Genomic DNA, 23,740 nt, shown 5'->3' on the forward strand with positions numbered 1-23,740 from the left:
CACCAGGGTGTTCGTCGCCGGCAGGCAGCTGAAGGGAATCCAGGATGTTCCGCAAGGTGCTGGTCGCCAACCGTGGAGAGATCGCGATCCGCGCGTTCCGGGCGGGCTACGAACTAGGCGCGCGCACCGTCGCCGTGTTCCCGCACGAGGACCGCAACTCGCTGCACCGGCTCAAGGCCGACGAGGCGTACGAGATCGGAGAGCCGGGACATCCGGTGCGGGCCTATCTCTCCGTGGAGGAGATCGTGGGCGCCGCCCGCCGGGCGGGCGCGGACGCCGTCTACCCGGGATACGGCTTCCTGTCCGAGAACCCCGAACTGGCCCGCGCCTGCGAGGAGGCGGGCATCACCTTCGTCGGCCCCAGCGCGCAGACCCTGGAGCTGACCGGCAACAAGGCCCGCGCGGTCGCCGCCGCCCGCGCGGCCGGTGTGCCCGTGCTCGGCTCGTCGCAGCCCTCCAACGACATCGACGAACTGGTGCGCGCCGCCGAGGAGATCGGCTTCCCGGTCTTCGTCAAGGCGGTCGCGGGCGGCGGCGGGCGCGGCATGCGCCGCGTGGAGGACCCCGCCCAGCTGCGCGAGTCCATCGAGGCCGCCTCCCGCGAGGCCGCGTCCGCGTTCGGCGACCCGACCGTCTTCCTGGAGAAGGCGGTCGTGGACCCGCGCCACATCGAGGTGCAGATCCTCGCCGACGGCGAGGGCAATGTCATCCACCTCTTCGAGCGCGACTGTTCGCTCCAGCGCCGCCACCAGAAGGTCATCGAGCTGGCGCCCGCGCCCAACCTGGACCCGGGGCTGCGCGACCGGATCTGTGCTGACGCCGTCCGTTTCGCCCGCGAGATCGGCTACCGCAACGCGGGCACCGTGGAGTTCCTCCTCGACCGCGACGGCAAGCACGTCTTCATCGAGATGAACCCGCGCATCCAGGTCGAGCACACCGTGACCGAGGAGGTCACGGATGTCGACCTGGTCCAGGCCCAGCTGCGCATCGCCTCCGGCGAGACCCTCGCCGACCTCGGCCTGTCCCAGGAGACCGTCACCCTGCGCGGCGCCGCCCTCCAGTGCCGTATCACCACCGAGGACCCCGCCAACGGCTTCCGCCCGGACACCGGCCGGATCAGCGCCTACCGCTCTCCGGGCGGCTCCGGCATCCGCCTCGACGGTGGCACCACGCACGCCGGTACGGAGATCAGCGCGCACTTCGACTCCATGCTGGTCAAGCTCACCTGCCGGGGCCGGGACTTCAAGGCCGCCATCGGCCGCGCCCGGCGCGCGGTCGCCGAGTTCCGCATCCGCGGCGTGGCCACCAACATCCCGTTCCTGCAGGCGGTCCTGGACGACCCGGACTTCCAGGCGGGCCGGGTCACCACGTCCTTCATCGAGCAGCGTCCACACCTGCTCACGTCCCGCCACTCGGCGGACCGCGGTACCAAGCTGCTCACGTACCTCGCCGAGGTGACGGTCAACAAGCCGCACGGCGAACGCCCGAACCTGCTCGACCCGGTCACCAAGCTCCCGCCGCTGCCGGCCGGCGAACCCCCTGCGGGCTCCCGGCAACGCCTCGTGGAACTCGGTCCCGAGGGCTTCGCCCGGCACCTGCGCGAGTCGCCGACGATCGGCGTCACCGACACCACCTTCCGCGACGCCCACCAGTCCCTGCTCGCCACCCGGGTGCGCACCAAGGACCTCCTCGCCGTCGCCCCGGTCGTCGCCCGCACCCTGCCGCAGCTGCTCTCCCTGGAATGCTGGGGCGGCGCCACCTACGACGTCGCGCTGCGCTTCCTCGCCGAGGATCCCTGGGAGCGGCTGGCCACCCTGCGCGAGGCCGTACCCAACATCTGCCTCCAGATGCTGCTGCGCGGCCGCAACACCGTCGGCTACACCCCCTACCCGACCGAGGTGACCGACGCCTTCGTACAGGAGGCCGCCGCCACCGGCATCGACATCTTCCGGATCTTCGACGCCCTCAACGACGTCGGCCAGATGCGGCCCGCCATCCAGGCCGTACGCGAGACCGGCACCGCGATCGCCGAGGTCGCCCTCTGCTACACCGCCGACCTCAACGACCCGGCCGAGCGGCTCTACACCCTCGACTACTACCTGCGCCTCGCCGAGCAGATCGTCGACGCCGGCGCCCACGTCCTGGCGATCAAGGACATGGCCGGTCTACTGCGCGCCCCGGCCGCCGCCAAGCTCGTCTCGGCGCTGCGCCGCGAGTTCGACCTGCCGGTGCACCTGCACACCCACGACACCGCCGGCGGCCAGCTCGCCACCTACCTCGCCGCGATCCAGGCGGGCGCGGACGCGGTGGACGGGGCGGTGGCCTCGATGGCCGGTACGACCTCGCAGCCGTCGCTGTCGGCGATCGTCGCCGCCACCGACCACTCCGAGCGGCCCACCGGACTCGACCTGCAGGCGGTCGGCGACCTGGAGCCGTACTGGGAGGGCGTCCGCAGGATCTACGCCCCGTTCGAGGCGGGCCTCGCCTCCCCGACCGGCCGCGTCTACCACCACGAGATCCCCGGTGGCCAGCTCTCCAACCTGCGCACCCAGGCCGTCGCCCTCGGCCTCGGCGACCGCTTCGAGGACATCGAGGCGATGTACGCGGCCGCCGACCGCATCCTGGGCCGCCTGGTCAAGGTCACCCCGTCGTCCAAGGTGGTCGGCGACCTCGCCCTGCACCTGGTCGGCGCCGGAGTCACCCCGGCGGACTTCGAGTCGACCCCCGACAAGTTCGACATCCCCGACTCGGTCATCGGCTTCCTGCGCGGCGAGCTGGGCACTCCGCCCGGCGGCTGGCCGGAGCCCTTCCGCACCAAGGCGCTCCAGGGCCGCGCCGCGCCCAAGCCCGTCCCCGAGCTGTCCGCCGAGGACCGCGACGGGCTGGCCAAGGACCGGCGGGCCACCCTCAACCGGCTGCTGTTCCCCGCCCCGACGCGCGAGTTCGAGACGCACCGCCAGGGCTTCGGCGACACCAGCGTCCTCGACAGCAAGGCCTTCTTCTACGGTCTGCGCCCGGGCAAGGAGTACGCCGTCGACCTGGAGCCCGGGGTCCGGCTGCTGATCGAGCTGCAGGCGATCGGCGAGGCCGACGAGCGCGGTATGCGCACCGTGATGTCGACGCTCAACGGCCAGCTCCGGCCGATTCAGGTCCGGGACCGGGCGGCGGCCTCCGACGTCCCGGTGACGGAGAAGGCCGACCGTTCCGACCCGGGCCATGTCGCGGCGCCCTTCGCCGGTGTGGTGACCCTCGCCGTGGCCGAGGGTGACGAGGTGGCGGCCGGTGCCACGATCGCCACCATCGAGGCCATGAAGATGGAGGCGACGATCACCGCGCCGAAGGCGGGCCGGGTGTCCCGGCTGGCCATCAACCGGATCCAGCAGGTGGAGGGCGGCGACCTGCTGGTGGAGATCGCCTGAGACGACGCGCTCGCCGCGACCGGCACGACCGGCCGCGGCGAGCGTGCGGCGCGGGTGGGAGAGGGCACAAGAGCTGCCGCCGGCGGACGGCTCAGTCCCAGAGCGGGTAGGTCATGACCGGCTTGAAGCCCTCCGGCCGGGCGCCGGAGTAGGTGAGGCTCATCCGGGTGAAGTGCTGCACCTTGGGATCCTTCTTCCACGCCTGTGGGCGGTCCAGGCGCACGGTCACCTGGTAGTAGCGGAACGTGCCGGCCGCACAGTACGGCTTGCAGTCGTTGACCAGGTTCACGCCCACTGCCGTCGCCGTATCGAAGCCCCACTGCTTCCACTCGAGCCCCGCCAGCCGGCTGTTGCCGTCACCGCAGGCGAGGATGAAGTCGACCGGGCGGATGTCGCGCTGCCACTGGCAGCCGACGAGCACGGGCGGCGGCGGCTCGGCCTTCGGGGCCGTGGCCGCCGGGCTGGCCGACGCCGTGGTCATGGCCGCCGTGAGCAGGACTCCCGCCGCCAGCGTGACCGCTGTTCGAACCACTGATCCGCGCATGGCCGCTCCTGCCCGTCGTGCTGTGTCGGACCGCACATCGACGCTACGACCGTCCGCCCGAATGCACCAATCGCGCAGGTCGCAGCGCGTGTCAGCCGTGCGAGACGGTCAGGCCGTAGAACCCCACCCGGGCACCTTTCGTGGTGCTGTCCGAGGAGGACTGGTTGTAGGAGCCGGCCTTGAAGTACTGCTTGTAGGGCTTGAACGAGGACGGGATGCCGTAGTGGGTGGTGGTGCCGTTCACCGTCAGGCCGATGGTGTTCCCGCCGGAGACGGCGATGGTGTAGGTCCAGGTCTTGCCGACGGACACGTGCCCGACGGGGTGCTGCGTCTGGCCGCCGGACGGTGAGTCCTCGGTGCCGAGGACGATGTCCCCGTTCGCGCGGTAGTACAGCTCCAGCAGCGGCTTGGTGGAGGAGCCGCCGGTGCCGAGGTGGATCTGGCCGACGCACACGTTCTGGGTCACGGACACCACGCGCAGGGTCGCGCTCATACGGTGGGAGCCGGCGAGCGGCCAGTCGGCGGCGGTGCCGTCGCGGTTCATCTCACGCAGCTCGGAGCGGGCGTAGTTCGAGTTCGGCGTGGTGACGCCCTTCTCGGGCGCCCAGAAGGTCATGGCGCCGTCACGGGTGTCCGTGTAGAAGTACGCGTCCTGGTAGCCGTTCGGGCCCTGCAGCCGGGACGAGGGGATGGTGGGGGGCTTGCCGGGGGAGCCGACGGGCTCCTGGAGCTGCCACACGGACAGGTCGAAGTTGCCGCCGGGCGCGACATGCGGATCGGCCGCGTCCGCGCCGCCGGTGCCGAGGACGGTGAGAGCGACGGCGAGGGCCGCGGTGGTGGCCGCCGCGAGAAGCCGGGGTCGGGTCATGTGGGGGTCCCTTCGTCGGACCGGGGATGCGTTCAACATGCTGAACGCTGAACGCATCCTTGGTCGCCGGTGACCCGAGAAGCTAAAGGTCTGAACCTGACACGTCAAGAGGTTCGGCAGGTCCAGCAGGCTCAGCAGGCGCCCTCGTCCTGCCACGGCCCCCATTCCGAGGCGCCCGGCACCTCGTTCTGGGTCCACCACTTGGCCTTCCAGTTGTGCTTGTCGTACGAGACCTCGTTCCCGGTCGTGTAGACGGCCGACGAACTCCAGGCCGTCTTGCAGGAGCCGGGAGTCGGCGTCGGCGTCGGAGTCGGCGTGGGGGTGGGTGTGTTGGTCGGCGGGGTGACGCCGGCGAACTTCACCGAGTACTTGGCGAAGTCCCAGGCGTTCTGCGCCACGCTGGAGCACGTGCCCGAGGTGCGGCCCCCGTTGTCGGCCGGGGTGCACTGCCGGTCCCGGTTCAGGGACCAGAACGTGAACCGGTCCATGTGGTGGCCGGTCGCGTAGTCGAGCACGGTCTGGAAGTCCGCCTGGGTGAAGTACTCGCCCGTGTCACTGCGGCCGTTCATGCCGGAGAAGCCCTCGTGGGCGTACGCGGTCGCCTCGTCCCAGCCGAAGGTGGACCGCAGGATCGAGTTGAAGTTGGTCAGCGCGCCGGTCTGGCTCGCGGCACCGTTGAAACCGCCGTCGAACGGCATGATGGAGAAGTTGTTCGGGGTGAACCCCTGCGACTTGGCCTCCAGCAGCATCTGCTTGCCGAACCATCCGGTGCCGTCCGCCGTACCGGCCGTCGTCACCGACACGTACAGCCCCGGGTTGTTCTGCTGGAGGATCTTCGCGGCGCCGATCTCGTTCTTGATGGCCGCGCTGTTCTCGTACTCCGGTTCCTCGAGGTCGAAGTCGATGGCGTGCAGCCCGTACTTGGTGACGACCTGCTGGTAGGCCGCCGCCGTGGCGGCCGCGTCCGTGCAGGCCTGGCCGAGCTTGGTGCCGCCGTAGCCGCCGATGGAGACGGAGACGTCACCGCCCTTGGCGCGGATGGTGTTGATCACCGACTGCACGGCCGTGTCGGAGGAGACGGACGCCGTACCGCCCCAGGTCGGCGTGCAGCCACCGCCGCTGGGGGCGAGGACGAAGGCCAGCTGGAAGGCCTTGAGGCCGGTGGCGTCCATGATGGCGGCCGGGTCCGGCGGGTCGTTGTCCAGCGGCATCAGATAGGGGGCGGCGGCGTACCAGCGGTTGCTGAGCCCGCTGGTCGCGCCCGAGGCGTTGCTCGCGACCAGGGCGGTCGTGCCCGTGGCGGCGAGGGTGACGGCCGCCGCCGCGCCCAGACATGCCCGAAGACGTCTCACTGCGTGCCTCCAGAGGGTGGGGGTGGGGAGAGCCCCGGAGTGGGGGAGCCCCACCCTCTGGGAGGTGTTGCGACCACGTCAATAACTTGGACTAGACCAACTTCCTCTTTGGACTAGACCATACGATCTCTTTACCTCTCGTCGACCAGCCGGAGGGTGAAGCCCCGGTCCAGTGAGCGGCTCGGCGTCGTGAGGGTCGTGACGTGCGTGCCGGCGTCGTACGACCAAGCGGAGCCCGGGAGTTGGCGCCCGTCGAGGAGGACGCGCGCGGGTGCGCGGTCGCCGTGCACGGTGAACCTGTACGTCCGCGCGTCCACCTTGCCCGCGTAGTCGCCCTTGCTCGCGCCCACCGCCACGGTCGTTCCCCCGGCGTCGGCGCGCACCGACACCCGCTGGGCGGCGGCGGAACCCTTGGCGAAGTCACGCGTCACGCCGTCGTCCTCGTACAGCGTGTAGTGGCTCGTGCCGTGGGCGGACGGGTACAGGTCCCAGTCCAGCTCGTGCCGGTCGCGGGTCTGCCAGCTCGTCGTCCCCTTCGGCCACATGGGCACGATCGCGCCCTCGCGCACGAACAGCGGGAGCGTGTCCAGCGGGGCGTGGTAGCCGTTCAGCGTGGTCGGGCCCTGATAGGTGCGCCCGGTCCAGTAGTCGGTCCAGGTTCCCTTCGGGAGGTAGATGCCGTCTCGGGTGTCGGAGTCCTGGTAGACCGGGGCGACGAGGAAGTCGCGGCCCGACAGGAACTCGTACCTGGCCTGCTCGCCGAGGGTGGCGGCGTCGTCCGGGTACTCCAGCCACAGCGGACGCACCGCGCCGACGCCCGACTTCGCCGCCTCGGCGGACAGGGTGTACATGTACGGCAGCAGCCGCTCCTTCAGCTGCAGGTACTTGCGGTTGACGGAGGTGTACGGCTCGCCGTCGAGCCAGGGCTGCTGGTCGGCCGGCTTCTTGGTCGTGAGGTCGGTGGCCCAGCCGTCCATCGTCATGATGGTCGGCAGGAACGCCTTCCACTGCAGGTCGCGGGCGTACATCTTGGCGTCGTGACGGTAGATGCTGCCCACGTCACCGGTGTTGTAGGCGATGCCGGACATGGTCGCGCCGGCGTAGGTCGGGATCTGCCAGCGGATGTAGTCCCAGGACAGCTTCTGGTCGCCGCTCCACAGCACCCCGCACCGCTGGGCGCCCGCCCAGGACACCGGCAGCCATACGAACCCGCGGGCGTCGCTGTTGTCCTCGATCCCCTTCTTCGCCGCGTCGCAGGCGTCCAGCGCGAACTTGTAGCCGTTGCCGACCCAGGCCACGTCCAGCTTGGCCACCCGCTGACCCGCCTTGACCTGGTCGGCCAGCTTGCCGATGCCGTCCTGGGTCCACAGGCCGAGCTGGGCGTGGTGGTCCCGCAGGCCCTCGGCGGTCTGCTCCAGGTTCTCGTACCCGCAGCCGTAGCCGTCGTTGACCAGCATCCAGCCGAGCGGCATCCGGTGCTCGGTGTACCCGTCGGCGATCTTCAGCGCGTCCAGGGTGTGCCGCTCGCCGCGGTTGGCGTTGTGCAGGTAGCAGTCGGAGTCGCCGGGTTCGAGACCGTAGACCGGCGGCATGAACGGCTTGCCCACCAGCGCGGTGTACTCACCGATGACCCGCTTGGCGTCACCGAGGAAGTAGTAGGCGTCCAGGCGCCGTTCCTGCTGCCCGGTGGTGACCGGTGAGCCGAAGGTGTACACGCCTGGCGCGAAGGTGTTGCGGAAGACGCCGTAGCCGGCGCTGGAGAGGTAGAACGGCTGGGAGTTGTTGTAGCCGCCTTCGTCCCAGTCGAAGCTGTTGGCCACGTACATCGTCCGCCCGCGGTGCGAGAAGCTGCCGTTCTGTTCGCCGCCGCCGAAGAACTGCTCGTCCGGGCCCCGCGTCAGACTCTGCCGCATGCCGCCCGTGGACCAGCGCAGCGGCTTGTCCTCCTGCCAGATCCGGGTGCGGTTGTCGCGCCGGTACAGGCCGAACCGCAGCGGCTGCTTGTACACGCGCAGGACCGCCTCGGGGGAGCGGATGCCGTAGTAGTCACCCGCGTCGAAGGACGAGGTGTGCCGCTGGAGGGCGGGCTGTTCGCGCACGATCGCCGTACCCGCCGGATCGCTCAGCGAGCCGGACGGATCGGCCTGGAGCCGCAGCCGGCCTCCCTTCAGGAAGTCGGCGCGGGCCGTGAGTCCACCGGCCCCGATGGTGTAGCTGCCGTCACCCCCCGAGAAGGAGGTGAGGTTACCGGCGTCCGTGGTCGCGGGCAGGTACGCGGTGCCGGTGAAGGAGTTGTCGTGCACGTCGTACGGCACGACGAGCACGTGGTACGTGCCCGAGGCCCGCGGGATGACCGTGGCCTCGGGGTCGGCGGTGCCCGCGCTGGACGCCACCTGCTTGCCGTGGTCGTCGTAGACGTACAGGTCGAAGTCGTCCGAGGGGTGCTCCCACTTGACCGACAGCGGGATGCCGCCCTCGGGGTTGTCGTCCCAGTAGCCGTCCGGCACCGAGACGGTCAGGTCGAAGCGGTCGCAGACCGTGTTGCCGGGGTCGGCGGCCGCATCGGGGCAGCTCTCGGTGCCGCCGCCGGTGCCTTTGGCGTAGACCGGGCTCTGCCAGCTGACGCTGCTGTGAGCGGGGTCCAGTACGGCGCCGGTGGCGGTGGCGGCGGCCTCGGCGGGCGCCGGGCCGGCGAGCAGGGTCCCGGCCAGGGCGGTCGCCAGCCCCAGCGGAATCCAGACCGGCCACGGCACACGATGTCGGAGTCTTCGCACGGCGGAACAGCTCCCCTCGCACCCTTGCGGATTGTCTGTCCTTGCTGAGAATGCTCGGAGACGCTTGAAAAGAGCGGCCTTCGAGCAACTTCACGCACGAAGCCTCGGGGTTCATGCAGGTTCATGTCAATACCGGCGGACCTTCCGTCGCCTGAGGCACCCTTGACAGCGTGCGTGCTGTTTCGCCAGGTTTGAGCCATGTCCCACGCGGCGGGGATCGGCGGACACAGGAACCAATGGCAGGACGCGCCCGGCGCGTCATGGGGGGAGCGATCGCCCATGCGATCCATGAGCCATGAGCCACACGCATCACCGGCCTGTGCCCTCTGCGGCACACCGTCCACCGACCCGGCGGAAGGGCGGTGGAGCTGACGTGCGGATCACCATCCACAGACCCGGCGAGCTGACGTCCGAGCTGCGCGGCGCCTGGCACCGGGCCATGGACGAGTCGCCCGAGTACGCCAACCCCTTCCTGGCACCGGAGTTCGCGATCGGGGTCGGCCGGTTCCGGCGCGGGACCCGGGTGGCCGTGCTGCGCGCGGGCGCGGAGCCGGTCGGCTTCCTCCCCTACGAGCGGGGGCCGTTCGGCACCGGGCGGGCCATCGGGCTCGGCCTGTCCGACTGCCAGGCCCTGGTGCACCGGCCCGGAGTCACCTGGAACCCGCGGGAACTGCTGCGGGCCTGCGGGCTCAGCATCTTCGAGTTCGACCATCTCGTCCAGGAACAGCGGCCGTTCGCCCCCCACGTCACCGGCACCTTCGCCTCACCGGTGATCGATGTGAAACCGGGCGACGGCAGCTACCCGGAGTGGCTGCGCGGCGCCTATCCGGGGCTCGCCAAGACGACCCTGAAGAAGGAACGCCGACTCGGCCGGGACGTCGGCGAGGTGCGGTTCGTGTTCGACGAACGCGACCCGGACGCGCTGCGCACCCTCATGCGGTGGAAGTCCGCGCAGTACCGCAGGACCGGCCGCATGGACCGGTTCTCCCGGCCGTGGATCGTCGGCCTGGTCGACCACCTGTTCCACGTCCGTGAGGAGCACTTCACCGGGGTGCTGTCCGTGCTGTACGCGGGCGACCGGCCGGTCGCGGCCCACTTCGGGCCCCGGTCGAGCACGGTGCTGGCGGCCTGGTTCACCGCGTACGATCCCGAACTGCAGTATTACTCGCCCGGGTTGATGATGCACCTGAGGACCGCCGAGGCGGCCGCCCGGCACGGGGTGACCCTCGTCGACCTCGGGCGGGGCGACAAGGAGTACAAGGACTGGCTGAAGACCCGCGAACTGCGGGTCGGGGAAGGGTTCGCCGACCGCCCGCATCCGGTGGCGCTGACCCAGCGGCTGTGGCGCAGACCGGTCCGCGGCCTGCGCAACACGGTGCTGGCCCACCCGCGGCTGCGCGACCCCGCCGACCGGCTGCTGAGAACCGTGGGCACACTGCGCACACGCGGTCAGGAGGCCGCCCGTACGCGCCGCGGTTGACCGGGCGGACGACCTCGCGACGATCGGCGCGTGACTCAGCCGCCGCGCACCACCCGACCGACCTCCGTGCGCAGCGCCACGAAGCCGGGCAGACTCCGCGTGGTGATCTGATCGCGCTCGCCCGGGAGGTCGACCGGCAGGTCCCGGACGACGCGGGAGCCGGGACCGGGGGAGAGGACGACGACACGGTCACCGACGTACACGCTCTCGTCGATGTCGTGCGTGACGAACACGATGGTCGTGCCGTCGGCGCGGTGGACCTCCAGCAGCAGGTCCTCCAGGTCCTCGCGGCTGCGGGCGTCCAGGGAGCCGAACGGCTCGTCCATGAGCAGCAGGGCGGGGCGGCAGACCAGGGCACGGGCGATGGCGACGCGTTGCTGCATACCGCCGGACAGCTCCCGGGGCCGGTAGCGGGCGACCCCGGGCAGGCCGACGCGTTCCAGGATCGTCTCGGCCTCGGCGCGGCGGGCGGCCCGGCCCAGGCCCCGGCGTCGCAACGGCAGGGCCACGTTGTCCCGGACGGTGAGCCAGGGCAGCAGCGAGCGGCCGTACTCCTGGAAGACAACCGCGAGCCGCTCGGGCACGCCCGTCACCGGGATGCCGTCCACCGTGACCGTGCCCTCCTGCGCCGGCAGCAGCCCGGCGATGGTGCGCAGCAGCGTGGACTTGCCGCAGCCGGACGGCCCGACCACGGACAGGAGCTGGCCCTCGGGGACGGTGAGGCTGACGCGGTCCAGGACGTGATGGTCGCCGAAGCGCCGGCTCACGGAGTCGAGGCGGAGCATCGCTCACCGGGCCCAGGGCTCGTACAGGGTGCCCGCGCTGCCGGCGACGCGCAGGTGCAGCAGGAAGGGGCCGGCGTCGTCGCCGCGGCCCAGGGCGTGCTTCAGGGCGGCCGGCAGCTCGCCGGGGTGTTCGGCGCGGGCCGCGGGGCAGCCGAGGGACTCCGCGAGCGCCGCGAAGTCGATGCCGGTGATGTCGGTGCCGGGGACGGGCGCGATGCCGATGCGGCGGCCCAGCGCGCGGACGGCCGCGTAACCGCCGTTGTCGAGGAGCACGTAGGTGACCGGAGCCGCGTGCCGGACCGCGCTCCACAGGGCCTGCACCGAGTACAGCGCCGAGCCGTCACCGACGACGCACACCACCCGGCGCCGGTCGGCGAGCGCCCGGCCGACCGCGAGGGGCAGGCCCCAGCCGAGTGCCCCGCTGCCCGTGGTCAGGAAACCGCCGCTCATCTCGACGGGCACGCGCGCGTGCAGCGTGTCGCGGTGACTCGGCGCCTCCTCGACGAGGACCCGGTCGCGCGGCAGCCGAGCGCGGAGCAGGTCGAAGAACAGCTCCGGGGTGATGTGCCCGTCGGCGCGGACGGCGGCAGGCGCGGGGCGGGGCGGCGGGGGCTCGCGGTCCGATTCCCTCAGCAGCTCGGTGAGCCGGGTCAGGGCGGGCCGCAGAGTGGTGACGAGACTGGTGCCGGTGGGCAGCCAGGCGGCCTGGCCCGGATCACAGTCCAGATGGAACAGCTCGGTGCCCGGCGCCAGGAGCGGACCGTCGTCGGCCACGTGGTAGGTGAACAGGGGCGTGCCGAGGGCCACCACCACGTCGTACGGGGCCAGGCGGGCGGCCAGTTGCCCGGCGACCGGCGGCAGGAACCCCTGGAACAGCGGGTGCGACTCCGGGAACCCGGAGCGGCCGGACAGCGGGCTGATCCACACCCCGGCGCGGATCCGCTCGGCCAGCACCCGGACCTCGTCCAGCGCGTCCTCGTCGTCCACGCCCGGACCGACCACGAGGGCCGGGCGCGCACAGCTCTCCAGCCGGGCGGCGAGGGCGCCGAGCGCCTCCGGGCCGGCCGTGAACGCCGTATGCACGCCGCGGGGCGCGACGGGCTGGGCGGGCCGGTCCCAGTCGTCCTCGGGCACGGAGACGAAAACCGGGCCGCGCGGAGGTGTCATCGCGATCCGGTACGCCTCGGCGAGCACGGCCGGCACGTCCTCGGCCCGCTCCGGCTGACGGGCGGCCTTCACGTACGGGCGGGGGAAGAGCGCCGGGTCGTCGGCGCCCAGGAACGGGCGCAACTGGACGAGCGAGCGCGCCTGCTGGCCCGCCACGATCACCAACGGCACCCGGTCGCGGAAGGCGTTGAAGACGGCACCGAGCGCATGCCCCACCCCACCGGCCGAGTGCAGGCTGACGAAGGCCGCGCGCCGGGTGCCGAGCGCGTGCCCGGCCGCCATGCCGACGACGACGGACTCCTGCAGGCCCAGCACATACGTGAAGTCGTCCGGCCAGTCGCGCAGCATCCGCAGTTCCGTGGAGCCCGGATTGCCGAAGACCGTCGTCATGCCGGTGTCCCGCAGGAACCGTACGACCGCAACCCGGACCGTGGCCGTCGTCATGTCGTCCTCCCTGGGCCGACGAGCCGTTTCTCGACCGCCAGCAGACCGGTGTTGAGCAGGAATCCCAGTGCCCCGAGCAGCAGCAGCGCGGCCCAGACGGTGAGCAGGTCGGAGCGCGTCTGCGCGTCGGTGAGTGTGAAGCCGATGCCGTTGTCGCTGCCCGGCAGCAGCTCCGAGAACACCATGAGGATCAGGCACAGCGACAGGCTGAGCCGGAGCCCCGCGAAGATCCGGGGCAGTGCCGACGGCAGGATCAGGAACCACAGCCGCTCGGGCCACGTCAGCCGCAGCACCGCGGCCACCTGCAACCGCAGCGGGTCGGTGGCACGGGCGCCCTCCGCCGTGTTCAGCAGTACCGGCCACACGGCGCTGAACACGATCGACGCCACCTGCATGGGTGTGCCGAAGTCGAACACGACGACGAAGACCGGGACCAGCGCGGGCGGCGGCACGGCGCGGGCGAACTGGAGCACCGGGTCGCACAGCGCGTACGCCCGCCGTGAGCGGCCCACCGCGATCCCGAGGGCGACCCCGGCGACGGCGGCGAAGCCGAACCCGGCCGCCATGCGGCCCAGGCTGGGCAGGATGGTGTCGACGGCCGCCCGGGTGAGGAACAGATGGCCGGCGGGCCCCGAGAACCACAGGTGGCGGGCGTGGCGGACAATGCGCAGCGGCGGCGGGAAGTACACACTGCCCCGCGCGCGGGCGGCCGCCTCCCAGGCGGTGACGCAGAGCAGGAACACGGACCAGCGCAACAGGACGGGGACGGCGGTACGGGGCGGGCGGCTCGCGGCACCGCCGGGGCCGGAGCCGGCAGGGCGGGGGCGGCGCCGGAGGGCCCCGGGAGAGGCGGAGGCGTGCCGGGTGGAGCGGCCGTCCGGTTCCGGATTCATGCCCGCTTCCCCTGCCTACGCCGCCCCGACGGGCGCGTCCGGCCTCCGGGCTCGTGGGCCCACACGAACAACCGTCGCTCCGCGCCGACCAGCACGCCGTTGACGACCAGCCCCAGAACCCCCGCCCACACCACCCCGGCCAGAACATCGCGTGTGCCGTCCGTGGCCGTCTGGGCCTGCGCGATGAAGGTGCCGAGCCCCTGACCGAAACCGGAGAGGATCTCGGTCGCGACGGCCAGGATGAGCGCGACCCCGGCGGAGATCCGCACCCCGGCCGCGATGAACGGGGCGGTGCCCGGCAACTCCACCCGCAGCAGCACCGCGAGCCGCCCGAAGCCGAACGCCCGCAGGGTGTCCCTGGCCAGCGGATCGGTCTCGCCGAGGCCGTAGACGGTGTTGAACAGCACCGGCCACAGGGACGCGTACGCGATCAGCGTCACCTCGGTCTCGGTGCCCGAACCGAGCAGCAGCGACACCAGCGGGCTCAGCGCGACGGACGGCAGGGGCCGCAGGAACTCGACGACCGCGCGCACGGCTGCCTCGGCGACCGGCACCGTACCCAACAGGAGTCCGAGCGGTACGGCGATCGCGCAGGCGAGGCCCAGGCCCAGCGCCCATGCCCGCAGCGTGACCCCGATCCCGTCGAGGAAGGCCCGGTCGCCCGCCAGCCGTACGGCCCGGGCGAGGACTTCGGAGGCGGGCGGGAGATAGCCGCGCCGTACGAGCCCGGCCCGGGAGACCGCCTCGCAGACGCCGAAGGCCAGGACCGCGCCCAGCAGTCCGAGCAGTGCTTCCTGACGCCGTGTCATCTCACCAGCAGGGGCGCGGGATCGATGTCCTTCTGGAGCAGCCCCTGGCTGTGCATGAGCCGGATGAGCCGGCGCAGCCGTGTGGCGTCGGCGGTCGCCGGATAGGCGGGCAGATGCAGCGCCTCGGCCTGGTCCGCGGTCACCTTGGTGTACTTCGGCAGCTCGGCGCGCACGGCTCCCGGGTCCTCGGCGGCGATCCTGGAGGCCGCCTCGATGGCGCGCCGGAAGCCCTCGGCGGCCTTCGGGTACTTCTCGACGAAGGCGCGCGTGGTGACGTACCCGCTCGCGGGCAGGCCGCGCGCCGGTCCCGAACCGCCGTCCAGCAGCACCCGTGCGCCCAACTCTCCCTGGATCGCGGTACTGAAGGGCTCGACGGCGTGCACGGCGGCCACCTGTCCCTTCTCGAGGGCGGGGCCGATCTGCGGGAAGAGGATCTGCCGGTATGCGGGGCGGCCGGCGCCCTCGGCGTCGAGGATCGCGTTCAGCGTCAGGGACTGGATGTTGTTCAGGACGGCGACGGCGACCTTCTTGCCCGCGAGGTCCGCGGGCGTCCTGAGCGCCGAGTCCTTGGCGACGAGGACGTCCATCATGTGCGGGGCGATGCGGACGCCCTCGGCGAGGATACGGAGGTCGAGGGTGCCCTTCTCGTACGCCTGGAAGTAGGTGACGTAGTTCGCGCTCGCGATCACGTTCACCTGGCCCTTGAGCAGCGCGGGCAGGGCCTGGATGCTCTGCTGCACGGGCTGGACGCGCACCTCCAGACCCTCCTTGGCGAACAGCCCGCGGTCCCGGGCGAGATAGAGGGCGGCCGAGTCGGTGAGCGGCAGCGCCGCCACGGTCAGCCGCTGCCGTCCGCCGTCGCCGGAGGACGTGCCACCGCTGTCGCAGCCCGCGAGGACCAGTGCCGCCGCGGCGACGAGAGCGGCGAGCCGTTTCGTTCCCGATCGTGATCGACGTAAAGCCATACGGGCATGCCTACCCTCCATTTGTCATGATCGCTACACGCGGAAGGGTGGTTCAGCGGTCCCGGGCTAGGCGGACGGAGTCGCGATGCGCAAGGTCGTCGAGGGCGGTGGCGTCGCGGAGTCGGTGGTCCCGATGACGTCCGTCCACCAGTCGGCGCCGTCCTCGATGTAGCGGAGCAGGACACCCTCGCGGATCGCCCACGGGCAGACCACGGCCCGGCGCAGACCCATGAGCTTGAGCGCCGTGTGCCCGACCACGGCACCGGCCAGGCTCTGTGCCGCCCGCGGCGCGGAGATCCCGGGCAGCTGGGCGCGCTCGGCGGCGGGCAGCGCGGCGAGGGTGTGCACCGCCTCGCGCAGGTCCCGGCAGCTCAACTCGCGCTCCACGAACGGGCCGAACCGCCCGGGCGCGGCCCCGCACAGCCGGGCCAGCTGCTGGAACGTACGGGAGCTGACGGCGGCGGTGCGCGGCAGCTCCCAGCGGATGCGCGAGGCCACGTCCCGCAGTTCATGGCGGATCCGGCGGCGCAGCTCCTTCAGCTCGCCCGGTCCGGGAGGATCCTGGACGCCCAGGTGCTCCCGGGTCAGCCGGCTCGCGCCGAGCGGCAGGGAGGCGGCGAAGTCGGGCAGCCGCCCCCTGCCGAAGGCCACCTCCAGCGAGCCACCACCGATGTCGAGCAGCGCGAGCGGCCCCGCGTTCCAGCCCAGCCAGCGACGGGCGGCCAGGAAGGTCAGTTCGGCCTCGGTCTCACCCGGCATGGTGCACATGCGGATTCCGGTGCCGGACGCGACCCGTTGCAGGACGTCCTGGCGGTTGGGCGCGCCGCGGACCACCGTGGTCGCGAAGGCCAGCGGACCCGCCGCATGCCACCTGCGGGCCGTGGCGCCCGCCGCGGCCACCGCCTTGACCAGACACTCCACCGCCTCGTCGGCGATGGTGCCGTCCGGGCCCACATGTTCGGACAGGCGCAGCTTCCACTTGACGGTGTGCACCGGCAGCGGAACACCGCCCTCCACATCCGCGATCACCAACCGGACCGTGTTCGACCCCGCATCCACCACGCTCACTCGCATGGCCGGGAGGTACCCACTCCACCGGCAACGACCCTTCGCACGAGGGGCGCGCCGGTGCACGCAGTCCCGGCGCCCGCCTCAGGACCGGTTCGCGCGGCAGTCCGACGCGGACCGGTGGCGCGACACGCACGGACCGGAGTCCAGCGGGCGCCCGTCGCGCGGCAGCGTACGCGCGCACCACCCGCCCACCCGCGCACCATCCGCACACCGCCTCCACCCCGGCTCCGGCGGCAGCACACTGAACCCCGGTTCCTCCACCCGGCGCCCCCTTCCACCTCGCCCGCGACTCCCGCCGGAGCGTGTCCGGATCTCGGCGCTTCCGGGCCCCGCTCGCCCCGCGCTGCTCTTAGATGGTCATGACCACAGTCAGCACGGGGAGCGGCACGTGACCGGAGCGGATGCGACGAGGGTACTGGTGATCGGCGGCGGCATCGCGGGTACCGCGACCGCGCTGGGCCTGCACAAGGCCGGCCACGACGTCACCGTGTTCGAGGCGCATCCCGACACGGCCGAGGACATCGGCGCGTTCCTGACCCTGGCGAGCAACGGCATGCGCGCGCTGGCGCAGCTCGACGCCACGGACGCCGTCACCGCCATCGGTTTTCCGCTGACTTCCCTCCGGCTGCTCGACAGCCAGGGCACCGAGGTGACGTACGCGCCGCTCGGCGAGGCCACCGATCCCGCCCTGCGCTACCGCTGCCTGCGCCGTGGCGAGCTGAACGCGGCCCTGCAGGGCGAGGCGGCCCGCCGCGGCATCCCGCTGCGTCACGATGCCCGGCTGGAATCGGTGACGGACGGCCCGGACGGCGTCACCGCCCGTTTCGCCGACGGCACCAGCGCCACCGGCGACCTGCTCATCGGCGCCGACGGGCTGAACTCGACCGTGCGCAGGCTCATCACGCCCGGAGTCCGGCCCCGGTACGCGGGCCAACGCGTCTTCTACGGCTACACCCCCGCCGCACCCGGGGCCGGACCGACCGGCGCCATCACCATGGTGCGGGGCAGCGAGGCCGCCTTCGGGTACGCGGTGTCGCCCGAAGGGGAGACGTACTGGTTCGCCCGCGTCGGCGGGGACTCGCTGCCCGCGGGCGCCCCCGCGGAGCCGTCCGCCGCGCTGCGCGAGCAGTTGCTGCCGCTGCTGCGCGCGGACTCGACACCCGCCGCCGGCCTCGTCGACGCCGCCGGTGACGCGATCACGGTCACCAACGCCACCGAGCTGCCCCTCGGCGCCACCTGGCGGTGCGGACGCGTCCTGCTCGTCGGTGACGCGGCCCACGCGGCCTCCCCGGCCACCGGCCAGGGCGCCTCGATGGCGCTGGAGGACGCCGTCGTCCTCGCCAAGGCACTGCGCGATCTGCCCGACTCCGAGAGCGCGTTCACCGCGTACGAGCGGCACCGTCGCCCGCGGGCGGAGCACAACATCACCGTCAGCGGCGGCATCTCCCGAGGCAGCCACACCCCGTCACCCCGCCCGGCTCCCGCCATGGCCCGCCCCGTGGCACCGGACCAGGCACTCACCCGCCAACTGGCCTGGGACGCACCGCTTCCCGCGGACCCGCCCGAGAAGCACTGAGCCTCACGTTCCCACGCGGACGCGCCTCGCACGGGACGTCCTCCCGCACACGTCAGCGCCCGGGTGGCGCACGTCCGCTCGCGAAAGTGCAAGAGGCGCGGCACTGGAGTCCATTGCCGGGGAAACCGCCGGGGCCGGATCGTTCCGTGCAACCGGACCTTCGGCAACAAGGAGCAACGTTGCGACTCTTGAGCAGAGCAGGCGGCGCCATGGCCGCGACCGCCGCCCTGGTCCTGGGCGGTGGCACAGCGTCCCCGGCGTCGGCCGTGCCTCCCACCGACACCACCTATACCGTGACCGTGGGGACCCCGGTACCGTTCGCCCACCCCACGGACACCCCCGCCACCCCGTACGTCGACAGGGACGGCACCTTCCACTACCAGCAGTCCGCCGCCCTCTACGGCGCCACGGACCCGCGCGTCTGGGACTTCTACACCGGCGAGGACTTCGACACCGCCACCTACGACAAGACGCTGAGCGAGGCGGTGAACCCGGCCGACCCCGCCGACCGCAACGACGACACCACCTGGCGCTGCAACAACAGCCCCACCGGCCGGGAGGCGACGTACGCCCCGAGCGGCTCGGGCTACGCGCAGAAGAACTACTGCGACCTGTCCGGGGTGTGGGTCGACCCCGACACCGGCGACTGGTACGGGCTGGTGCACAACGAGTTCACCCCGCGGCCCTTCGGCGACGGACTGCACTACGACGCCGTCGACTACGCCGTCTCCACCGACCGGGGCCGCACCTGGACCATCAAGGACCACGTGATCACGTCCCCGTACAGCACGAAGCGGGGGGACACGGCGGCCTTCCCGAACCAGACGTACTCCTACGGCGACGGCGACCAGCGCCTGTTCGTCGACACCGCCTCCGGATACTTCTACGTCTATTACGGCTCGCGGATCGTCGACAAGAGCGGCGGCTGGAAGGCGTTCTACGAGCACGTGGCGCGCGCCCCGATCGCCGCGAAGATGGCGCCCGGCTCCTGGCGCAAGTGGTACGACGGCGCCTGGTCCCAGCCCGGCACCGCCGGCCGGGAGAGCAACATCGTCCCGGTCGACAGCGGTCACCCCGCCGGCTACACCCCCGCCGCCGCCGAGTACGACCCGGCCGGCACCGGCACCGCCGCCGAGCAGATCGCGTCCGGGAAGATGCCCCCGACCTCGCCGCTGTTCGTCATGAACATCGCCTACGACGCCTATCTCGGCCTGTACATCGGCGAACCCCAGGCCGTCGACCAGAGCGGCGACTCACCGCAGTACCTGTACGCCACCGACGACCTGACCGGCCAGAAGTGGCACCTCCTCGGCGACACCGGCGGCTACACCAACGCCTCCTGGTACCGCTGGTTCCTGGACCGCGCCAACCGCACCAGTTCCACGATCGTCGGCAGGACGTTCCGCTCCTACTGCTCCTTCGGCTGCTCCCACGACGCCTCCGGTGAGTACGTCGACATCACCATCGGCGCCGCCACGCCCGCCGCCCCGCCCGTGGACACCGGCCGCCGCTACCGTATCGCCAGTGGCGCGGGCCGGTACCTCGCCCAGGCGTCCGGCGGTTCCGCCACCACCTCGATCACGAGGCCCACCGGGTCCGGCCGTGACGCCTGGATCTTCGCCCCGACCGGCGACGGCGCCCTCACCGTCGCCAACGCCGCGAGCGGCCGCTTGCTGGGCGTCGACTCCACCGGCACCGCCGGCCGCGCCTGGGGTGCCAGGCCCACCGCCAACGCGGCACGGGCCGGCCGGCCCGCCGTCGGACAGCAGTGGTTCCTGATCCCGGCCTCCTCCGGCGGCGGCTACCGCCTGGTCAACCGTTACAGCGGCCTCGTGCTCGGCCTGACCGGAACCTCCGGCCGGCTCGCCGAGACCACGCCCCTGCGCAACTGGACGGACCGGAGCGGAAGTTCCGTCGGTGGCGGCCGAACAGCGGCCGAACAGACCTTGTCCCTCACCCCGGCCGGGGCGTAGCAGCCCACACCCGGTCCGCGCAGGCACTCCCGCCTGTGCGGGCACGGGCGCGACTCCATCGATCGCCCGACCGCTTCCGCCTATCCTGCGCCCATGTCGATCAGCAACGAGGAATCCGACGCCCAGCTGGCCGTGACGGCGGCACAGGCCGGCGCGGCCGTGGTGCGTGACCTGTACGGCAAGCGGCTCGCGCGCTATGAGAAGTCCGCCGGTGACTTCGCGACGGAGGCGGACCTCGCCGCCGAACGGGCCATCCTCGACGTCCTGCGCGAGGCCCGCCCCGAGGACGCGGTGACAGGAGAGGAGAGCGGACGTACCGGCGCCGCCGGCGCCCGGCGCAGCTGGCTGGTCGACCCGCTGTGCGGCACCCTCAACTACGCCGTGCACACCATGCTCGTCGGCGTGAACGTCGCCCTGCGCACGGGAGCGGAGGTCACGGCCGCGGCGACGGCCGACCCGTTCAGCGGCGAGGTGTTCTGGACCGACGGCGCGCGGGCCCGGGTCCGCCGGGACGGCACCGACGAGGAACTGACGCCCTCGGCCCGGTCCGCGCTGGTGGACGTCAACCTCGACCCGCCGTTCCCCAACGCGCCCGGCTTCCAGGCCGCACGCCTGCTGGCCGACCCGGGCTTCGCCGACCGGTTCCGGCCCCGCGTGGTCTCCAGCACCCTCGCCGTCGCGTGGGTCGCCGCCGGGCGCAGGGCCGCCTATGTGACCGACGGCGACCTGCGCGACAGCGTGCACTTCGCGGCCGGGATCGCGCTGTGCCGGGCGGCGGGCTGCACGGTGACCGGCCTGCACGGTGAGCCCGTACTCACCGGTGCGGGCGGGCTGATCGCCGCGGCCGACGCGCAGACACATGCCGCGCTGCTGGAGCTGGTCGAGAGCCAGGGGAGTCGGCGCTGTTGAACCATTCGGCTTCCGAAGGCTTGTGAACCGCTTGGTTCATCACTTAAATCAAAACATGAACTAAGCCGGAGGGTCAGCCCCTTGACCCCAGAAGCCGTATGGAGCCGCCGCATGAGAGCACGTCGGACGACCGAACGTCGTACGAGACCGAGACCTCTGGGAGTCGCGTTCGCCGCCCTGGCCGCGCTGATCGCCCTGCCCCTCACCCACGCACCCGCCACCGCGGCCGAAACCCCCTTGTCCCAGGGGAAGACGGCCACCGCGTCCTCCCAGGAGAGCTACGGCACCGCAGCCGCCGGCGCCGTCGACGGGAACACCGGGACCCGCTGGTCCTCCGCCGCCACCGACGACCAGTGGATCCAGGTCGACCTCGGGGCCACCGCCTCGGTCAGCCAGGTCGTCCTGAACTGGGAGGCCGCCTACGGCAAGGACTACAAGGTCCAGATCTCGAAGGACGGCACCACCTGGACCGACCTGAGGTCCGTCACCGGCGGTGACGGAGGCGTCGACACGCTCGACGTGTCCGGACAGGGCCGCTACGTGCGCCTGCTCGGTGTGCACCGCGCGACCCAGTACGGCTACTCCCTCTGGGAGTTCCAGGTGTTCGGCAGCACGAGCGGCACCCGGCCCACCTGCGGTACGGCCGACTCGGCCCAGGGCAGGCCCGCTTCGGCCTCCTCCACCGAGAACGCCGGCACCCCCGCCTCCGCCGCGTTCGACGGCAGCACCTCGACCCGCTGGTCCAGCCAGGCCACCGACCCCCAGTGGCTGCAGGTCGACCTCGGCTCCGTCGAGGAGCTGTGCAAGGTGGACCTGAACTGGGAGGCCGCGTACGGCAAGGACTTCCAGATCCAGGCCTCCTCCGACGGGCAGAGCTGGAGCACCCTGAAGAGCGTCACCGGCGCGACCGGCGGCACGGCGTCGTACGAAGTCAGCGGCTCCGGCCGGTACGTCCGGATCTACGCCACCGCGCGCGGCACCGGCTACGGCTACTCCCTGTGGGAGGTCGCCGTGCACACCGGCTCCACCGGCGTCCCGCCCGTCCAGGGCGGCGGCGACCTCGGCCCGAACGTCATCGTCGTCGACCCCTCCACCCCGAACCTGCAGCAGAAGTTCGACGACGTCTTCGCCCAGCAGGAGTCGAGCCAGTTCGGCACCGGCCGCTACCAGTTCCTGCTCAAGCCGGGCACCTACAACGGCATCAACGCCCAGATCGGCTTCTACACCTCGATCTCCGGCCTCGGCCTGAACCCCGACGACACCCAGATCAACGGCGACGTCACCGTCGACGCGGGCTGGTCCAACGGCAACGCCACCCAGAACTTCTGGCGTTCGGCGGAGAACCTCGCCATCAAGCCGTCCAACGGCACCGGCCGCTGGGCGGTGGCCCAGGCTGCCCCCTTCCGCCGCATCCACGTCCAGGGCGGCCTCAACCTCGCCCCGAACGGCTACGGCTGGGCCTCCGGCGGCTACATCGCGGACTCGAAGATCGACGGCACCGTCGGACCCTACTCCCAGCAGCAGTGGTACACCCGCGACAGCTCGGTCGGCGGCTGGACCAACGGCGTGTGGAACATGGCCTTCTCCGGAGTCCAGGGCGCCCCGGCCACCAACTTCGACAGCGGCCCGTACACCACGCTGGACACCACTCCCGTCTCCCGCGAGAAGCCCTTCCTCTACCTGGACGGCTCCACCTACAAGGTGTTCGTCCCGGCCGAGCGCACCGGCGCCCGAGGTGTCTCCTGGCCGGCGAACGCGGGCACGTCCCTCCCGCTCGACCAGTTCTACGTCGTGAAGCCGGGCGCGACCGCGGCCACCATCAACGCCGCCCTCGCCCAGGGCCTCAACCTCCTCTTCACCCCCGGTGTCTACCACCTCGACCAGACCATCGACGTCACCCGCGCCGACACCGTCGTCCTCGGCCTCGGCCTCGCCACCCTGGTCCCGGACAACGGCGTCGACGCCATGCACGTGGCCGACGTCGACGGCGTGAAGCTCGCCGGGTTCCTCATCGACGCGGGCCGGGTCAACTCCGACACCCTGCTGCGCATCGGTACCCCCGGAGCCGGCGCCGACCACTCCGCCAACCCCACCACCATGCAGGACGTCTTCATCCGCGTCGGCGGCGCGGGCCCCGGCCTCGCCACCAACTCGGTGGTGGTCAACAGCAACAACGTCATCATCGACCACACCTGGCTCTGGCGCGCCGACCACGGCAGCGGCGTCGGCTGGGACACCAACCGCGCCGACTACGGACTGCGCGTGAACGGCAACGACGTCCTCGCCACCGGCCTGTTCGTCGAACACTTCAACAAGTACGACGTGTACTGGAACGGAGAACGCGGCCGGACGATCTTCTTCCAGAACGAGAAGGCGTACGACGCCCCGAACGCCGCCGCCATCACCCACGACGGCATCGTCGGCTACGCGGCCTACAAGGTCGCCGACACCGTCACCGACCACGAGGCATGGGGCCTGGGCAGCTACTGCAACTACACGGCCGATCCGTCGATCGTCCAGGCCCACGGCTTCCAGGTGCCCACGGGCTCCGGCATCAAGATGCACGACCTGCAGGTGATCTCCCTCGGTGGCATGGGCCAGTACGCCCACGTCGTCAACAGCACCGGCGCACCCACCTCGGGGACCAGCACCGTCCCCTCCAAGGTGACGTCCTTCCCGTGACCGGCCCGTGTCCCCGGGACGGAGCACGC

General features: G+C 71.9%; 16 protein-coding genes. 6 read left to right on the top strand and 10 right to left on the bottom strand.

Features of this window, described 5'->3' with window-relative positions:
• Window positions 1-44: 44 nt before the first annotated feature.
• A complete protein-coding gene (locus tag AC07C1_RS13395) occupies window positions 45-3,419 on the top strand; it encodes a pyruvate carboxylase (protein WP_478938809.1) in 3,375 nt (1,124 codons plus the stop codon).
• 91 nt (window positions 3,420-3,510) lie between these two features.
• Here the strand turns inward: AC07C1_RS13395 and AC07C1_RS13400 are convergent, their stop codons facing one another.
• From AC07C1_RS13400 to AC07C1_RS13415, 4 genes are all read right to left on the bottom strand, one after another.
• The gene (locus AC07C1_RS13400; protein WP_478938810.1) at window positions 3,511-3,963 is read right to left on the bottom strand and encodes a hypothetical protein; all 453 of its coding nucleotides are present in this window, start codon (window positions 3,961-3,963) and stop codon (window positions 3,511-3,513) included.
• 91 nt (window positions 3,964-4,054) lie between these two features.
• Entirely contained in the window at window positions 4,055-4,831 is a 777-nt protein-coding gene (locus tag AC07C1_RS13405) for a polysaccharide lyase family 7 protein (protein WP_478938811.1), read from the bottom strand.
• Window positions 4,832-4,962: 131 nt separating this feature from the next.
• Window positions 4,963-6,183: a carbohydrate-binding protein gene (locus AC07C1_RS13410; protein ID WP_478938812.1), complete on the bottom strand. Its 1,221-nt coding sequence runs from the start codon at window positions 6,181-6,183 to the stop codon at window positions 4,963-4,965.
• Window positions 6,184-6,314: 131 nt separating this feature from the next.
• Entirely contained in the window at window positions 6,315-8,486 is a 2,172-nt protein-coding gene (locus AC07C1_RS13415) for a glycoside hydrolase family 31 protein (RefSeq protein ID WP_478939022.1), read from the bottom strand.
• Between the two features lie 844 nt (window positions 8,487-9,330).
• On the opposite strand from AC07C1_RS13415, the gene AC07C1_RS13420 reads away from it, so the two are divergent.
• Window positions 9,331-10,437, top strand: coding sequence for a GNAT family N-acetyltransferase (locus tag AC07C1_RS13420; protein WP_478938813.1), 1,107 nt, complete (start codon window positions 9,331-9,333; stop codon window positions 10,435-10,437).
• Between the two features lie 35 nt (window positions 10,438-10,472).
• On the opposite strand, the gene AC07C1_RS13425 is transcribed toward AC07C1_RS13420, so the two are convergent.
• The 6 genes from AC07C1_RS13425 to AC07C1_RS13450 form a co-directional block, all read right to left on the bottom strand.
• The gene (locus tag AC07C1_RS13425; RefSeq protein ID WP_478938814.1) at window positions 10,473-11,222 is read right to left on the bottom strand and encodes an ABC transporter ATP-binding protein; all 750 of its coding nucleotides are present in this window, start codon (window positions 11,220-11,222) and stop codon (window positions 10,473-10,475) included.
• Window positions 11,223-11,225: 3 nt separating this feature from the next.
• Complete coding sequence (mdlC, locus tag AC07C1_RS13430; RefSeq protein WP_478938815.1) at window positions 11,226-12,833, bottom strand: benzoylformate decarboxylase; 1,608 nt, start codon at window positions 12,831-12,833, stop codon at window positions 11,226-11,228.
• Window positions 12,830-13,726 (bottom strand): ABC transporter permease, encoded by an 897-nt coding sequence (locus tag AC07C1_RS13435; protein ID WP_478938816.1) that lies wholly within the window; start codon window positions 13,724-13,726, stop codon window positions 12,830-12,832. Before AC07C1_RS13435 ends, mdlC begins: the two co-directional genes overlap by 4 nt.
• The gene (locus AC07C1_RS13440; RefSeq protein WP_478938817.1) at window positions 13,723-14,535 is read right to left on the bottom strand and encodes an ABC transporter permease; all 813 of its coding nucleotides are present in this window, start codon (window positions 14,533-14,535) and stop codon (window positions 13,723-13,725) included. The genes AC07C1_RS13435 and AC07C1_RS13440 overlap by 4 nt, the downstream gene beginning before the upstream one ends.
• Complete coding sequence (locus AC07C1_RS13445) at window positions 14,532-15,500, bottom strand: ABC transporter substrate-binding protein (protein ID WP_478938818.1); 969 nt, start codon at window positions 15,498-15,500, stop codon at window positions 14,532-14,534. Before AC07C1_RS13445 ends, AC07C1_RS13440 begins: the two co-directional genes overlap by 4 nt.
• Window positions 15,501-15,566: 66 nt before the next feature.
• Window positions 15,567-16,574: a Ppx/GppA family phosphatase gene (locus AC07C1_RS13450; protein WP_478938819.1), complete on the bottom strand. Its 1,008-nt coding sequence runs from the start codon at window positions 16,572-16,574 to the stop codon at window positions 15,567-15,569.
• 385 nt (window positions 16,575-16,959) lie between these two features.
• Between AC07C1_RS13450 and AC07C1_RS13455 the strand changes: the two genes are divergently transcribed.
• The 4 genes from AC07C1_RS13455 to AC07C1_RS13470 all read left to right on the top strand — a co-directional run bounded on the left by AC07C1_RS13455 (window position 16,960) and on the right by AC07C1_RS13470 (window position 23,711).
• The gene (locus tag AC07C1_RS13455; RefSeq protein WP_478938820.1) at window positions 16,960-18,147 is read left to right on the top strand and encodes an FAD-dependent oxidoreductase; all 1,188 of its coding nucleotides are present in this window, start codon (window positions 16,960-16,962) and stop codon (window positions 18,145-18,147) included.
• A 188-nt stretch (window positions 18,148-18,335) separates the two neighbouring features.
• Window positions 18,336-20,120 (top strand): RICIN domain-containing protein, encoded by a 1,785-nt coding sequence (locus AC07C1_RS13460; protein ID WP_478938821.1) that lies wholly within the window; start codon window positions 18,336-18,338, stop codon window positions 20,118-20,120.
• 93 nt (window positions 20,121-20,213) lie between these two features.
• A complete protein-coding gene (locus AC07C1_RS13465; RefSeq protein WP_478938822.1) occupies window positions 20,214-21,029 on the top strand; it encodes an inositol monophosphatase family protein in 816 nt (271 codons plus the stop codon).
• Window positions 21,030-21,140: 111 nt separating this feature from the next.
• Entirely contained in the window at window positions 21,141-23,711 is a 2,571-nt protein-coding gene (locus AC07C1_RS13470; protein ID WP_478938823.1) for a discoidin domain-containing protein, read from the top strand.
• Window positions 23,712-23,740: the final 29 nt, after the last annotated feature.

The organism is Streptomyces sp. NPDC045022 (genome assembly GCF_056432605.1).